Genomic DNA, 14,031 nt, shown 5'->3' with positions numbered 1-14,031 from the left:
CTCCTCCGATCCTCCTTTGCTCTTGGACTTTATTGCTGTGGGCATGTTCTTACTGCTCCTCCTATGGTTCTATATTTTTAAGTTTCAGTGAATTATAAGGCGTCTTCGCCCCTCTCTCCGGTTCTAATTCTGATGACTTCTTCCATCGGTAAAATAAATATCTTCCCGTCGCCGATTTTACCTGTTTTTGCGCTGTCCATTATAGCATCTATGACCTTGGTCACCATGTCATCGGATACGATAATCTCGAGCTTGATTTTGGGCAGGAAATCTATGACGTATTCGGCCCCTCTGTAGAGTTCGGTGTGTCCTTTCTGTCTGCCGAAGCCCTTTACTTCGGTAACTGTCAGGCCCTGGACACCTATTTCCTTGAGGGACTCTTTTACATCGTCCAGCTTGAAAGGCTTAATGATGGCTTCTACTTTTTTCATGGGATATTCCTCCTTCCCATCCAATGATTGCAAACAACATACCACTTATCTAAAAGCTTTTCAATCAATGATAAAAGGGGCTTATAAGAGAAGTCCCAAATTAAAAGTGCCTAAAACTTAAGCAAAGCATTCTAAAAATTAAACATTCCCCGAGTGTTTATGAAACTCCACCGATAAATTGTGTCTGCCGTCCATTGCAACAGGAGTCCATACTGAATCTTCCTGCACGCTGGAGAGGGTTCCGGCTGCGACGTTCATCCTGCCTGCCCGGCTAAGCTTCAGCGTAGACGTGAGCCTGCCGAAGGATGCATATTTCCCCTCCCCCTTAGAAAAGGAGAAGGTTTCACTTCCCGTACCAGGCGCACCGTACGGGTGTCAACTGCGCATTGATTTCATATTATTGACGTTTTTTGTCAGCTTTTGTTAGGTATATAGAGCGGGTTTGTGGGTGGTATAATGCAATAATTACAGTATGTTATAAAACATCGCTCCCTTTTTGCGCAGTGGCATGATAATTGCTCATCTCTCCGTTGTGAGAACTAATCTGGCAAAATTGCTGGTCAGGGAAGGTTTGGTCAGCCTCGAGCAGATAAGGGAAGCTGTCGAATCGGGTAAAGAGAGCGGCTGCGATCTGGGCGAGTCCCTTGCCGCCCTCGGCTACGTTAAGGAGCAGCAGCTTGTCGAATTCCTGAGCAAGGAGTACGGGGTCCCGTCCATGGATATCGACGGCTGCGAAACCGACCGGAGCGTGATCGGGCTCATTCCCCGTGAGACGGCGCTCGAGAAATTTCTCGTTCCCATAAGCGTCGATGGCGCTGATCTGACGATAGCAGTCTCCGACCCCTCGAATATTTTAATGTTAGACGACCTTGGGTTTATCACGGGCAAGAACATCAAGCCCGTCGTCGCCTCCGAAAGATCGATCAGAAATAAATTAGCCGAATATTATGGACAGAACGATGCGGACGGGCCAGATTCGGATGAAGATGTCGACGATGTGTCGGATGCGGAAGGAATGCTTTCGAACCCCGGTCTCGGTTCCGGAACGGATTTTACGGAAGTACCGGCACAGAATGCAATCGATGATAATACCGGACAAGATAACAAGCCCGGACCGGATTTTGTTTTCGACTTCACGGTTGAGAAGGGCGGGGATACTGATTTACCATTCTCTCCTGCCGGTGAAAGACTTATGTTTGAAGAAGAGAACAGCGGGAGCGAAGAGGATACCGACGTGAACGCCGCTCAGTCGGGCTCAGGAGGGCTTGAAAGCCCGCCGCTTGAAGCAGGTCCGTTTGCGGAAGATAACGGCAGCAACAACGGCCCCGGATTACTCACGGATAATGTGCTTGACGGCGTTGATATGGAGAATCCCGATCCGCACCCGGACGCTCAGTCAAATGAAAGCACCGGGGAAAGCGCCCGGGAGCCGGTCGGTTCCGAACGGGTTCCGGACAGAGCATTCGAACCGTCCGGTGAATCAGACCGGCGTTCGAGCGGGGACGGTTATTCTCCTTCGCATGAAGAACCCTCCCAGGCAGCGCACTCAATGAACGGTGCCGAGCCTGATGGGCATGATAACAGGATGAAGGAAAACAGGGGCTCGGTCCTTATAGTAGACGTCAGTCCGACGGTCAGGAAGATCATGAGGATAAGCCTTGAACGTGCCGGGTATAAGGTGGTTTCGGCAAGTGACGGTATGCAGGCCCTGGCCAGGCTCAACGAAGCTATCCCCGACCTGGTATTCGTCGATATCAGGCTTCCCCACATGGACGGTTACCAGCTCTGCAAGGTGATCAAGAGTCACGGCCTAACGAAGGAAGTGCCGGTCGTGATGCTCTCGGGGAAAGCCGGGGTCCTGGATAAGATGAAGATAAAGATGGCGGGGGCGAGCGACCTTATTACGAAGCCCTTCGGGTCGGCCGACCTCGTCGGGGCAGTTGAGAAGTATGCCGGATGAGGGAATTTGTCATATTTCGGAGAATACGTGAGCGGTGCCGGGATAAGTTAACATGGTGCGAAAATTTTTCGTAGTCGACAGGGAAGGAGAGAGCGGTGATTACGGTCAGGCTTTCGAGTCCGTTCCAGGGCAGGTAACGGAGGACGAAGCCAGGCTGGAAACGGGGCTTCTCTTCCTGATTTCCGAGCTTGCGCTTCTCATGGAGGATTTAAGGGATATAAAGGACAAGGAGCCCGTCCAGTCCCTTAAAATATTATCGGATACCGTGAACAAGACGGCAGGCTTCGCCGAAGAGTCGCTCGGCGGGGCCCTCCGGGAAGGTTTCCTCTTAGACGCCCTCCTCGACGCATCGGGAAGCTTCTCGCACCTGAAGCTCCTTCATGCGGAGCATAACCGTCTATCCGCACAGACGGCGATTAATCTCTACGCCGGCTGGACGGGCGACGCTAACGGCAAGAATCAGGCTTTCCAGCAGATATCCCTCGGCATGGCCCGGGTTCTGGAGTCCTATTTGAATTACATCGCCGGTTTTTTCAGTACGCCCTATCTCGCGAGGGAATGGAAGGAAACGCTCGAGATATACATAAGCGAGCTCAAAGAGCTGGTGAAGAGCGTCGTCTACAGGTAGAGCTTACACGCCCCCACATATCGCTTGCCCCGCTCTACCGTGCCCGTTCTGTCCGTCGGGTAACGTGTTTTCCGCATAGATTGCGTCTGCATGATTCCAAATCGCACCGAACCTTGTTATATTATCCCTATCCGGAAAAGAACACATCCGGCGGTTCTCATTCGGAGGAGTCTTGCATGCGAAAAGAAAAGAACGTATTCGGAGAGGAGCTCGAGACATGCTCGTCATCCCCTGTGACGGGTTTCTACCGTGACGGCTGCTGCAGGACCGGGCCTCAGGACCTGGGCATGCACGTAGTATGCGCGGAGGTCACGGAGGAGTTTCTCGAATTTTCCAGGTCGCGCGGTAACGACCTTTCCACGCCCAATCCGGAATTCGAATTCCCGGGGCTCAAGCCCGGCGACAGGTGGTGTATATGCGCGCTCAGGTGGAAGGAAGCGTTCGACAGCGGGTTCGCCCCTCCCGTCCTGCTCGCATCTACGCACGAGTCGGTGCTTGAGGTCGTTTCTCTCGAAGACCTGAAACAACATGCGATCGACCTGGCATGAGCTTGCCCGCCTGAACGTGCGCAGTAAGCCTCATTTCGCTTTATCGGATTAGTCTTTTAAACTGAAGCCTGTAGAGAGCGATATGATCAAAGGAGATTGATTTGAGCGGGCGGTCCGATTGGCTTCTCGGCGAGAGAGCGGCGGTCGTGTTCGACGACATAGTCGAGCCGGTATTCGCACGTTTGATTGAGCAATACGGCGGGGCGGGCGGTGTCGTCGTGGAGGCTGTGCCGGACAGCCCTCTGATCACGGGTCTCAAGAGATACTCCTCTATCATGGTCAGGCACCCGAACGGCATGGAGATGATAGTCTCGGTCTACTGGGTCGAAGGGAGCGGGAGGCTCATCGCCGAAAATATCCGTATGGTCACGCTGAGCAAATCCTTCGATATATTTACCGTAACCAGGGAGGCGCTCGAGGAGCAAGTCAAGTTCCTGAGCGCTCTCGGGAGATAACCGGTACCCGCTCCGCACAGCCCTGTTACGAGCCGCTTGCTGCTTATGAAACTGTTGCGGTATCCGATCGAGACCGGGCCCGCCGAAAAACCCGCCCTTATTTCTTCTCCTCTTTCGGCGCAACGTTGTCTATCCTTACGAGCACCCTCCTCGGCTCTATATTTTCGAGGGAGATGTCCTTGGGGAATTTCAAGCTCGATTCAGATATATTCACGGTCTTTATCCCTTTCCTCGCCTCAGGTATCTTGAGGAAGAGCTCGACCTCCTTCTCGTTGAAGAAGTAAAACGCCCTCCTCGGCCCTAGGAATGTGACTTTTACGGTCTCGGGCTTGATGTCGTCGACCTTCAGGTCCGACGGCAGCGTCGTATATTTGACCGGGACGTTGTAGGTCCTGTAGACGAGCTTTGATTCGTGCACGAACACGAACCACAGTGCGACCGCCATCAGCACGGCAATCGCTTTTTCCCTGTAGTTCTTCGTAAAGAAAGTGAACCAGTGCTTTCTTTTCTTTATAGGCTTCACCTCGCTGTAGAATTTTTCGAGGATCAGGTTGAGCTGCTCGCTCCCTATCTCCCTCAGCTCCCCGTTCCTCGCGACGGAGATGGTCCCCTTTTCCTCCGACACCACCAGGCAGAGCGCGTCGCTCAGCTCCGAGAGCCCCAGGGCGGCCGCGTGCCGCGTGCCCCTGTTGAGAAGCATTGCGAAGTTCTTCGACAGCGGAAGGTGGCAGGAGAATTTAACCACGTTCCCGTTATCTATGATTATCGCCCCGTCGTGTCCTATGGAGTGCGGGTCGAGGAGGCTCTTGAGGAGAGGCTCGCTCAGCTTCCCGTTAAGCGTCTTCCCGCCTTCGACCGACCTCTCTATTGTTGTTTTCCCCGGAAGCACGATGAGCGCCCCGATCCTGTCCTTGGCGAGGTCGGTGATCGTGTTTACGAGCACCTCGATCTCCTCGCGGGACGAGCCGCGGGATCTTTCGAGGGCGAGCTGCGGGTTCAGGCTCCAGAGGGCGATCTGCTCGAGGAACTGCCTTATCTCCTCCTGGAAAATGATTATGAGGGCGATGAATATTACCGCGAAGAACGTCTGTAGCACCGAGGTCGTCAGCACGAGGTTGAACTGACGCGCCAGGAGATAGACGATGCTTATTATTATCACCCCTGTGAGCACGAAACGCGCCTTCGTCTTGTTGAATAAAACAAGCAGCGCGTAGATGAGGAGCGACATAAAGGCGATATCGAAAAGGCCGGGGACGCCTATTTCTTTTATTATGTCCGTCACGAACTGGATGGGATTCAATTAAACTTGCCCTTTCGTTTAGTTTTGTAAGTATATCAGAAGAGTCTTCGGTCTGACAGTTTTTTGCAGGGGACGGCCCCGCTCGAATGCTATGTGTTGCGATATATTATCATACACTTGCCAGAATTCATTGGATTTTCGAGACTAAAAGCACCCTAAGGTCCATGACGTTCGTGTTCGTCGGCCCGGTTATCAGGAGATCGCCGAGGGGCTTGAAAAAATTGTAGGAGTCGTTTTCGACGAGGTGCCTGCGCGCGTCGAGTCCGAGCTTGCGTGCCCTTTCCATGGTAGCTCCGTCGGCGAACGCCCCGGCCGCGTCGGTGGGGCCGTCCGTGCCGTCCGTCCCGGCGCTCAGCACGAGCACGTTTTCCAGCCCGTCTATGTCGATTGCCGACGCGAGCGCGAATTCCTGGTTCCTCCCTCCGGTACCTTTTCCTTCGAGAGTGACTGTCGTTTCCCCGCCCGATATTACGCAGGCGGGCGGTGCCGCGGGGTTCCCTGACGATATTATCTCCCTCGCTACCGCCGCGTGGAGCTTCGCGGCGGCCCCGGTTTCGCCCTCTATAAACGTTGAGAGGATGAGGGAATTGTATCCGAGCTCAGCCGCCCTCTCCTTTGCCGCCATGGCTGCCGCTATATTGCTCCCGACCACGACGTTCTGCGTGCGGCTGAATGCGGAGTCTCCGGGCTTGGGCGTCTCCTCGGCCCCGCCGTTCATACCGCTTTCTATGTATGTGACAATCGCCGGAGGCAGCTTCCGTTCGAGCCCGTACTTCGCGATGATATTCCGGCAGTCGGCGAACGTGCTCGTGTCCGGCACCGTAGGGCCCGAGGCGATAGAGTCGAGGTCGTCCCCTATGACGTCCGAGAGGATGAGGGAGATGAGCGCCGAGGGATAGGCGAGTCTCGCGAGCCTCCCGCCTTTGACCCGGGAAACGTGTTTTCTTATCGCGTTCATCTCGTGTATCGTCGCACCGCATTCGAGCAGTCTCTTTGTGAGAACCTGCTTGTCCCCGAGCGTAATACCTTCCGCGGGCAGCGGCAGAAGCGCCGAGCCTCCTCCCGAAATCAGGAATATCACGAGGTCGCGTTCACCAGTTTTTCCGAGGAGGCTCACGATCTCCATTGCGCCCCTCAGACCCGCCTCGTCGGGCACGGGGTGGGACGCCTCGTTTATCCTGACCTTCTTCAGCGCGGCCGTGTGGCCGTACTTTACGTTTATTATCCCTGCCGTGATACGGTCCCCGAGTATGTCCTCGACGGCGCGTGCCATCGGGGCCGCGGCTTTCCCCATACCTATCACGTATATGTTCTCGAAGTCCGGCAGCGTGTATTTCCTGCCGTTTATTTCAAAGACGCCTTCCTTTACCCCAAGATGTTTTCTTACCGCGTTACCGGGCTCGACCGCCCCGAGTCCGGCCTTGAAAATGGAAATCGCATCAGCCCTGAGCCTCTCCCGGTCCATGGTCTCACATTATAACGAGAGCATTGTAATGTAACAACAAACCGGGGTGAGGCTCTCTCGGCCCAAGGCTCCTCGCTAGTGATCTCTCTCGTTTTATAATCATTGAAATTACGGGTAGATTCTAGGAAAGGATAATTTTAAGAATAAAACGATGATAAGAACCCTTCAGGCGTTCGGGATACTGCACTTCCTCTTGCTGGTTATTTTCATGCACTTAGCCCTCGCTGCGGACGATGCCCCCGAAGTTCCTTGCCCCGAAAGCTGTGATGACTCCCGGAAGAATTGCGAGCTCTCCTGTACCCAGATCGTAGGCGGAGGGGTCGAGAGCGGGAAAAAGAGGGAGTGTCTGGAAGCCTGCGCGGATGAGGAGATCGCATGCGACGAGAGTTGTCTCCACCCTACGCCGCGTCCCACGCCCAAACCCGGGCCTTACAGCGACAAGACCTGCGCTGTCGCGTGCGAGTACAGGTCGAGGGACTGCATCGAGTCGTGCACGAAACACGTAGGGGGAGGCGCCGCGAGCGTGGAGAGGGCCGCTTGCGAAAGGGACTGCGGTGATGAGCTCGATAAATGCAACAACCTGTGCGCGAATCCGGCTCCCGCTCCGACGTTAGACCCCCGGGTCTACGAGAATAACCCCTGCACCGCGACTTGCACGTCCGGGCTCGGGGAATGTGAGGGGAACTGCTCCATGTTCTCGGGTGAAGGCGGAAAGCGCGGCGAGTGCATGGAGGGATGTAAAACAGCCGAGTACGACTGCCTTTCTTCCTGCCCTCGATGAGGCCGGCTGAACAAACTTTACCAGCCCGTTTTTCCCGCAAAATAGATTCATCGGTTTTCGGTCTGAAGACGGCACATTCCGGCGGTCTGTAGATGTTTAAATAATTCGCGGCCGGAATATTTCTGGATAGCATGTAATGAAGGTGGGTTTGTATTTCCCGACATTCACAGAATCCGACAGCGGGTGAGCACCCGCGGGCATAAAGTCCATTCACCGACTCTGCTCAACCCCACCCGTTCGCCCTGAGGCGCAGAATCTGCGCTCATAAACGATTCTTTCCAACTTCCTCTGTCCGACTCGCAAGTGAGTCCCTACCCGTTCGTCCTGCATGTCCGGCGTAGTTTTAATGAAGCCGGAAGCCTGTCGAAGGACGGTCCCCGCTAGCATACGATCCTTCCATATCTCTTCCGCTTAAACCGGCAACGAAACCCAACCCGTTCGTACTGAGTTTATCGAAGTATGAATGGGTTGGGCTTACAATCAAACGCCTGAGCAGGAGCCTGTCCTGAGCGAAGTCGCTTAGACGAGTCATCAAGGAAAAGAAGAACAATATATCGCTTTTTATATATTGCTTTTATATATTGCGATGGGACTATTTTTGTCCTCGAATTACTTGACATCTGCAAGACCCTCGACCGCTTCTATTATCTCGTATCTTATCCTGTCCCTGTTTTCGAGGTTCATTTTAAAGAGCCTTACGTCGTCCCGTTCCTTGATCTTGCCCTTGATGCCCCCGTCGGTATGGGCTATGGTCGCGATGATGATATTTTTCGAGTCCAGCAGCTCCTGTATCATGCGCACGAATTTCGGGGAAAGACATTCCATTTTCCCTATCTCGTCGATTACTATGATGCCCTCTTCCGGCTCCGTTAGCTTGAGGGAATCGAGGAACGAATCAAAAGCCGTGACGTCGACCTTGTATTTCCCGATCTGGTACGGGCTGTCGATGAACACGTGGGCTAGTATGGATTTTCTCCCGTCTAGGCCGACGAGCTGAAACCCCTTCCTCTCCCCTTTGTGGCGTATCTCCTCGGTGTAGAACCCTGCCGGGCGGTATCTCGCGAGCTCGTATACGAGCTGCTTTATGAGTGTGGTCTTCCCGATTCCGGGGAGGCCCGTTATCAGGATGTTCTTTCTTGCCCTGTCCATGTTTTTTAGTTGATTTTATCAGACGGTGCGCGGTGAGCTCGGCCGGAGGTGTCCGAGAGAAGCGGGGGTGCTGGGAAATGGTGCGTCAGCTAGGTTCTCATTCTTTCGCAGATGTCTCTTATGATGCGGGCGGCCGTGTCTGCTTCATCGAGGGTGTTCTCTACCGAAAAACTGAACCTGATGCTTGAGTACGCTTCTTCCTCCGTGAGGCCCATCGCACACAAAACGTACGAGGGCGAGACCTCGAAGTTGGTGCACGCCGAGCTCTGCGAGCACCTCACGCCCGCCTCGTCGAGCTCCCTTACGAGCTTCCTCCCGTCTATCCCTCCGAACATGATATTCGTGGTGTTGCAAACCCTGTTCTTTACTTCGCCGTTCACCCTGGTCCCCGGGACGAAGTCGAGCACCATGGCTTCGAACCTGTCCCTCACATCCTTCATGTATGCCGTAAGCCGTAGGAGCTCGTTCTTTCTCAGCTCAGCGGCCTTGCCGAGCCCGACTATCCCCGGCAGGTTCTGGGTCCCCGGCCTGAAACCCTCCTCCTGGAACCCTCCGAACATCATCGGCGCGAGAAGGAATTTGTCTTTCGTGTAGATGGCTCCGGCTCCCTGGGGGCCGTGGAATTTGTGCCCTGTGAACGTAAGGAAATCGAACGGCAGTTCTTCGACCCTCATTTCGAGCTTTCCAACGGCCTGCGCCGCGTCAGTGTGGAAAGGCACGCCTCTCTCACGGCACATCTCTCCGACCTCGACTACGGGCTGAACGACGCCCGTTTCGTTGTTCACCCACTGCACGGAAACGAGCGAAGTATCTCCGTTCATCATTTTCCTGAACCCGTCGAGGTCGATCAGGCCTTTACCGTCGACCTCTACGAGCTTAATTTCCACGCCGTTGATGCAGAGATAGCTGCACATCTTCCTTATAGAGGAATGTTCTACGGTAGTCGTGATGATGCGGCATTTCTTCCCCTTGTCCCTGGTCGAGGAATAAAACGCCATGTTGTTCGACTCCGTCCCCGAGCTCGTGAACGTGATCTTGGACGGCTTCGAGCCTATGAGCTCAGCTACTTTTTCCCTGGCGCCCGCTAGGTGCTTCCTCGCTCTTTCTCCTCTGGAATGGGCGCTCGAGGGGTTTCCGAATTCGTCGCCCAGTATCTCATAGACCTCTTCCCTCACCTCGGGAAGCGGCTTCGTCGTTGCGTTGTTATCGAGATAAATTTCCCTGTATTCCATAACCCTGCCCGGTCATAAGATATTATACATCATCTGTGGTTTTTGTTCGTCAATGTAAATGTTAAACACTTCGGGCTGAAATTCTCCAATTTTCTTGTCGTGCTGAACTCGTTTCAGCATCTCGTCTTTTCCCGACATGTACAGAATCGGCGGCGGGTGAGCACCCCTCAGGCATGCGACTCTCGGCTCCTACTCTGCTAAACCAAACCCGTTCGCACTGCTAGTTCGGCGTAGTCACAACGCTCGTCTCGGCGACGGACCGAGCCGGGGCTGTCTCAACTATTATCCCCGTCCTCTGCATCGTCTTTTGTCCTCGGCTAAATTCGCGGCTTAAGATGGATGGGTCGTACGTGTCGGCAGGCGGGTTCAATCAAGGCTCTCTTTCAAGGTCGTATTCCTCAGGGGTCATAATAGTGATGCATGGCCTCCGGTCGGCCTTTTCGAGAGGGCCCAGGTGCGACATGAGCTGCACGTTCTCCTCTTTCCCTCCCCTCGTGAGCGGCACCGGAAAGTAAATCAGGTTGGATTTGTTGGTCTGGCGGTGGACTCTTATGAAATATAGAAGCTTGTCGAGTATGCTCCTCAGCCTTCTCTTCTCGTCCTCTTCCGTCTTCGCGCCCGGCCCCTCGGGCGTGATCCAGGTATCCCAGACGGCAGCAGTAATAAAGACGGGGACGAGCAGGCCCGCTTCCTTCGCCGTCTCCGTGATGTCCCTCTGCTTCCCTTCTTCGAGCGCCTGCTTTCTCGTCTGAATGCCGGGCTTCATTCTTATATTTTACCCGCTTAATCGGTTTCAGGTATGAGCGCAACGATCCTGAGAGGCCCTCCGCTCCCGCCCTTTATCTTCATCGGAAGAGCGACGACAAGGGCGCCCTTCGCCGGAACCAAGTCCAGGTTCGCAACGTTCTCGAAAGCCGGGATGTTCTCCTTGAACAAAATCCTGTGGCTTTCGAAAAGCACGGATTGCCCGTAATCTATGCTCGGGGTGTCGAGGCCGATCGCGCTTATCTTGCGGTTCTCCGTGAGCCACTTCGCTGCCGCCGGGTCGAGGCCCGGGAAATGGAGGTTTTTTATCGCTTCCTGTCCTTTTTTGTCGGTCCCCATGTATTTCACCCTGTCGGGCCAGTACTTCGCATAACCCGTATTGAGTAGGACTATGGCGTTGTCGGGGATCCTTCCGTTGGCGCCCTCCCATGCGGTAAAGTCCGCGACGCCTGCCTGGTAATCACGGTCGGAAGCGGCTTTCTTCGAAACGTCGATCACGACGGCGGTGCCGATGAGGCTTTCGAGCGGTATCTCGTCGAGTGTCTGCCTGCCCTCGGCGAAATGGCGCGGCGCGTCTATGTGCGTCCCCCCGTGCTCCTCGGCCGTATATTTATTAGCCGCGTAGTAGTAGCCCTTGTCTGTTGTGCCCTGGAATACCGTCTCGAGCCTGAAACCTTCCCCCGTCGGCCAGTAGACCGTATTGCCCGCGAAATCGTGCGTGAGGTCTACCCATTTCCCATCGGAGAACTGCAGAGCGGCCTCCCCGGAGAATGCCGTCCGCGTAAAATCCGCGGAGAGAAGCACGGCAATAACTAGCAGAGCTGCTTTGATTATGTTCTTCATATTTCACCTTTATCGACGAAGTTTATTTCTTTCCTTTTTCCACACTGCTCACGTCACTCCCGCTCGTCTCCGTGAGGTCCGCGTTGTAAAATCCGCCCGTTTCCGGGAGCGACAGGTCGAGGTCTCTCGAGTAATCGATTTCAATCTTCACGTCTCTTACCGTGCAGTCGAGCACGTGTCCCCCGGATTCTTTATCTTGTGTAATAAAATGCAGGTGGAATCCGGCCACGTTTATGTCCTTCACGTATGCGGGGAGCCAGAATCCCGCCATAGTGCCCTTAATGTCGCTGAGCTCGAAGTACGACTGGCGCTTCACCACTTCTGTGAGAGGCGGGTACGGTTTTTTCTGCCTCGGCACGCTCCTCGTTTTTACATGATCGAAGCTGCCTTCTATCTTGACGGCGTAGAAAATATTTTTCGAAGGGAAAAGGGATTCGAGATAACTCTCGAGATCCTTACAACTTAGCGCTTTTGTGAGAGTAAGGCTCCTGTCCGGCTCGAAAAAAGTCACGGCCGCAAAAGGCGTCACGGCCGTATCTGGCACGACAACGACCTTCCCGTCCGACCTCACCTGATAGAAGACCCCGTCCACTCCTATCATTTCCCCGTCGAGGCCGTTGAGCGTGCCGAGGCCGAGGTCCCCGTGCTTTTTCAATTCGCCGAACGTGAAGTCCCCGTCGTATACCCCCTCCATGAGCGCGCCTATGGTCGAGGTCTGGAAAATCGTATCGCTCCCGCCCTCTGCGTGTGTAATGGCGGTGAAAAAAAAGAGGGCCGCCGCGGCTGTGGATAGTCTCAGGAGAGTCGTCTTCATTCCGTCATTCCTGTAGATGGTAAATAGTTCATGGCTGGACTCTCCGGGCTAACATATAATGGGCGATCCGTATTTCCCGACATTACAGATTTGGCGTCAATAAAATCAGCTGTTAACGCGTTAAAAAATCTATCAGGGGACGATTCCGAACAAGTAAGGAATCGGTCGCCCTTGCTTATGAGCAACAACGTAAGTTCTTCTAGCATGTCAAATCTACATCGCACCTTATGGGCTGAATTGATAGATTTTAGCGTTAACTTGGGATTTTTAGCCAATTCTGTACAGTCGGTTGATTTTTGCTTCTTTTCATCAAGGAAAAGAAGGATAAAAAAATAGCCTTTCTCATTTTTTTGTATATTCATAAAAATCACGACGCGTGCACCTTCTTCAAGCTTTCCGAGTCCATAAGCGGGCTTAGAGAAGACAACGATCCGGGTTTGTCTCAACTTTAAATTCCTTCCTCCAAATCATTTTTTGTCACTGAGTTACTTGACGTCTACAATTCCGTCTCCCTCCGCAGCAGCTTCGCGTATTCTTTTTCCGTCATCAGATCAGCGCTCGAAAGGATACGGTCGAGGAAGAGCACACCGTTCAGGTGGTCGTACTCGTGCTGGAATATGCGCGCGATGAAGTCGGAGAAATCCTTCTCTTCCATTATTCCCTCCCTCGTCAGGTATTTGACATGCACTGACCTGTGCCGAGGGACGAGCCCCCTTATGCCCGGTATGCTGAGGCACCCCTCCCAGTCTTTCACCGTTTCGTCGGAGTATGAAATTATCTCGGGGTTGATCACGGCCGCGGGCTCCATCACAGGCGCGTTCGGATACCTTATGTTCGGGCGGGAGGAGATTATGAATATGCGCTTCTTGACGCTCACCTGAGGAGCGGCGATTCCGACGCCGTTCGCATTGCTGCCGGTCGCTATGAGGTCGTCGATAAATTTCTGAAGCTCGGGGTCGTGTATCTCCTCGACCTCCACCGCCCTCTCCCTGAGCACGGGGTTTCCCATCTCCGCAATCTCCAGAATTTTCCCCGCATCGATTTTATCCAAAATGAGCTGCCCCCTCCGACTATCGACTAATTTTACCAAATAATCCCGATAAATTATAATAATAGCTCTGAATTAAGCCGGAGTATCGGAATTGAAGATGTTAAAAACTCAGGGGTGGGATTCTCCTGTATAACATGTAATGAAGGGGGTTTGTATTTTCCGACATTCACAGAATCCGACGGCGAGTGAATACCCACAAATAAATTTCCTCCCCCTTGTGGGACGATTGCAAGCAACAGTTCTGAGCAGGCGTAAGAACTGGTCACTTCCGGCTGATTACTATTTAGGAGCTGTGTATGGTAATTGTGACATTAATACAAATTGCGCAATCGGTCGCTATTGAACAAAGGCATGAAACCACATCGACTACAGGTTAAATGTTGCATGAAATAAAATTAAGATTAAGGTGGGGGTGTCACCTTTCACTCATACATTTAACAAATCCCGTTCGCCCTTCCTTATAATTCCTTCCCCCTTGAGGGGGGAAGGGTAGGATGGGGGTGATAAAAACCAATTCGTGCTACCTGCGGCATGTCGCCCAAAGGCTATGAGCCGTAGGGGGATCGAAGTATGAACGGGTATCATTCCTGTATGGATGCAGCGGCATTA

Annotated in this window: 15 protein-coding genes; 5 read left to right on the top strand and 10 right to left on the bottom strand. The window is 53.6% G+C overall.

Annotation, left to right across the window (positions count from 1 at the left end; all coding sequences use genetic code 11):
• Positions 1–92: 92 nt before the first annotated feature.
• On the bottom strand, positions 93–431 hold the full coding sequence (locus tag AB1598_13570; GenBank protein ID MEW6146034.1) for a P-II family nitrogen regulator: 339 nt from the start codon (positions 429–431) through the stop codon (positions 93–95).
• 508 nt (positions 432–939) lie between these two features.
• Here AB1598_13570 and AB1598_13565 point away from each other — a divergent pair.
• The 4 genes from AB1598_13565 (at position 940) to AB1598_13550 (ending at position 4,022) form a co-directional block, all read left to right on the top strand.
• Positions 940–2,391, top strand: a complete 1,452-nt coding sequence (locus AB1598_13565) for a response regulator (GenBank protein MEW6146033.1) — start codon at positions 940–942, stop codon at positions 2,389–2,391.
• Between the two features lie 52 nt (positions 2,392–2,443).
• On the top strand, positions 2,444–3,019 hold the full coding sequence (locus tag AB1598_13560; protein ID MEW6146032.1) for a hypothetical protein: 576 nt from the start codon (positions 2,444–2,446) through the stop codon (positions 3,017–3,019).
• Between the two features lie 176 nt (positions 3,020–3,195).
• On the top strand, positions 3,196–3,567 hold the full coding sequence (locus AB1598_13555) for a DUF2237 domain-containing protein (protein MEW6146031.1): 372 nt from the start codon (positions 3,196–3,198) through the stop codon (positions 3,565–3,567).
• Between the two features lie 101 nt (positions 3,568–3,668).
• Positions 3,669–4,022: a hypothetical protein gene (locus AB1598_13550; GenBank protein MEW6146030.1), complete on the top strand. Its 354-nt coding sequence runs from the start codon at positions 3,669–3,671 to the stop codon at positions 4,020–4,022.
• Between the two features lie 97 nt (positions 4,023–4,119).
• Here AB1598_13550 and AB1598_13545 read toward each other — a convergent pair whose 3' ends face one another.
• Both AB1598_13545 and AB1598_13540 read right to left on the bottom strand, forming a co-directional pair.
• Positions 4,120–5,322 carry a diadenylate cyclase gene (locus tag AB1598_13545; GenBank protein MEW6146029.1) on the bottom strand — a complete coding sequence of 401 codons (1,203 nt, stop codon included), beginning with the start codon at positions 5,320–5,322 and terminating at the stop codon, positions 4,120–4,122.
• A 127-nt stretch (positions 5,323–5,449) separates the two neighbouring features.
• On the bottom strand, positions 5,450–6,787 hold the full coding sequence (locus tag AB1598_13540; GenBank protein MEW6146028.1) for a glycerate kinase: 1,338 nt from the start codon (positions 6,785–6,787) through the stop codon (positions 5,450–5,452).
• 151 nt (positions 6,788–6,938) lie between these two features.
• Between AB1598_13540 and AB1598_13535 the strand changes: the two genes are divergently transcribed.
• On the top strand, positions 6,939–7,568 hold the full coding sequence (locus AB1598_13535) for a hypothetical protein (GenBank protein ID MEW6146027.1): 630 nt from the start codon (positions 6,939–6,941) through the stop codon (positions 7,566–7,568).
• Between the two features lie 609 nt (positions 7,569–8,177).
• Here AB1598_13535 and AB1598_13530 read toward each other — a convergent pair.
• From AB1598_13530 to def, 7 genes are all read right to left on the bottom strand, one after another.
• Positions 8,178–8,717: an NTPase gene (locus tag AB1598_13530; protein MEW6146026.1), complete on the bottom strand. Its 540-nt coding sequence runs from the start codon at positions 8,715–8,717 to the stop codon at positions 8,178–8,180.
• An 89-nt stretch (positions 8,718–8,806) separates the two neighbouring features.
• Positions 8,807–9,949 carry a cysteine desulfurase family protein gene (locus AB1598_13525; GenBank protein ID MEW6146025.1) on the bottom strand — a complete coding sequence of 381 codons (1,143 nt, stop codon included), beginning with the start codon at positions 9,947–9,949 and terminating at the stop codon, positions 8,807–8,809.
• A 370-nt stretch (positions 9,950–10,319) separates the two neighbouring features.
• The gene (locus AB1598_13520; GenBank protein MEW6146024.1) at positions 10,320–10,715 is read right to left on the bottom strand and encodes a DUF6573 family protein; all 396 of its coding nucleotides are present in this window, start codon (positions 10,713–10,715) and stop codon (positions 10,320–10,322) included.
• A gap of 17 nt (positions 10,716–10,732) precedes the next feature.
• Positions 10,733–11,557, bottom strand: a complete 825-nt coding sequence (locus AB1598_13515) for a cyclase family protein (protein MEW6146023.1) — start codon at positions 11,555–11,557, stop codon at positions 10,733–10,735.
• Between the two features lie 22 nt (positions 11,558–11,579).
• Positions 11,580–12,371 (bottom strand): acetolactate decarboxylase, encoded by a 792-nt coding sequence (gene budA, locus AB1598_13510; protein ID MEW6146022.1) that lies wholly within the window; start codon positions 12,369–12,371, stop codon positions 11,580–11,582.
• Entirely contained in the window at positions 12,368–12,817 is a 450-nt protein-coding gene (locus AB1598_13505; protein ID MEW6146021.1) for a hypothetical protein, read from the bottom strand. Before AB1598_13505 ends, budA begins: the two co-directional genes overlap by 4 nt.
• 50 nt (positions 12,818–12,867) lie before the next feature.
• Positions 12,868–13,422 carry a peptide deformylase gene (gene def / locus AB1598_13500; protein MEW6146020.1) on the bottom strand — a complete coding sequence of 185 codons (555 nt, stop codon included), beginning with the start codon at positions 13,420–13,422 and terminating at the stop codon, positions 12,868–12,870.
• Between the last annotated feature and the right edge of the window lie 609 nt (positions 13,423–14,031).

It is taken from the genome of Thermodesulfobacteriota bacterium, assembly GCA_040754335.1.
Classification (GTDB): domain Bacteria; phylum Desulfobacterota_D; class UBA1144; order Nemesobacterales; family UBA2774; genus 2-12-FULL-53-21.
This window is presented reverse-complemented; position numbering and strand designations above follow the sequence as displayed.

Bases quoted from the DNA above. Each gene is read 5' to 3' on its own strand.
- AB1598_13570 (MEW6146034.1), bottom strand. From the start codon at position 431: ATGAAAAAAGTAGAAGCCATCATTAAGCCTTTCAAGCTGGACGATGTA.
- AB1598_13565 (MEW6146033.1), top strand. From the start codon at position 940: ATGATAATTGCTCATCTCTCCGTTGTGAGAACTAATCTGGCAAAATTG.
- AB1598_13560 (MEW6146032.1), top strand. From the start codon at position 2,444: ATGGTGCGAAAATTTTTCGTAGTCGACAGGGAAGGAGAGAGCGGTGAT.
- AB1598_13555 (MEW6146031.1), top strand. From the start codon at position 3,196: ATGCGAAAAGAAAAGAACGTATTCGGAGAGGAGCTCGAGACATGCTCG.
- AB1598_13540 (MEW6146028.1), bottom strand. From the start codon at position 6,787: ATGGACCGGGAGAGGCTCAGGGCTGATGCGATTTCCATTTTCAAGGCC.
- AB1598_13535 (MEW6146027.1), top strand. From the start codon at position 6,939: ATGATAAGAACCCTTCAGGCGTTCGGGATACTGCACTTCCTCTTGCTG.
- AB1598_13530 (MEW6146026.1), bottom strand. From the start codon at position 8,717: ATGGACAGGGCAAGAAAGAACATCCTGATAACGGGCCTCCCCGGAATC.
- AB1598_13525 (MEW6146025.1), bottom strand. From the start codon at position 9,949: ATGGAATACAGGGAAATTTATCTCGATAACAACGCAACGACGAAGCCG.
- AB1598_13520 (MEW6146024.1), bottom strand. From the start codon at position 10,715: ATGAAGCCCGGCATTCAGACGAGAAAGCAGGCGCTCGAAGAAGGGAAG.
- AB1598_13515 (MEW6146023.1), bottom strand. From the start codon at position 11,557: ATGAAGAACATAATCAAAGCAGCTCTGCTAGTTATTGCCGTGCTTCTC.
- budA (MEW6146022.1), bottom strand. From the start codon at position 12,371: ATGAAGACGACTCTCCTGAGACTATCCACAGCCGCGGCGGCCCTCTTT.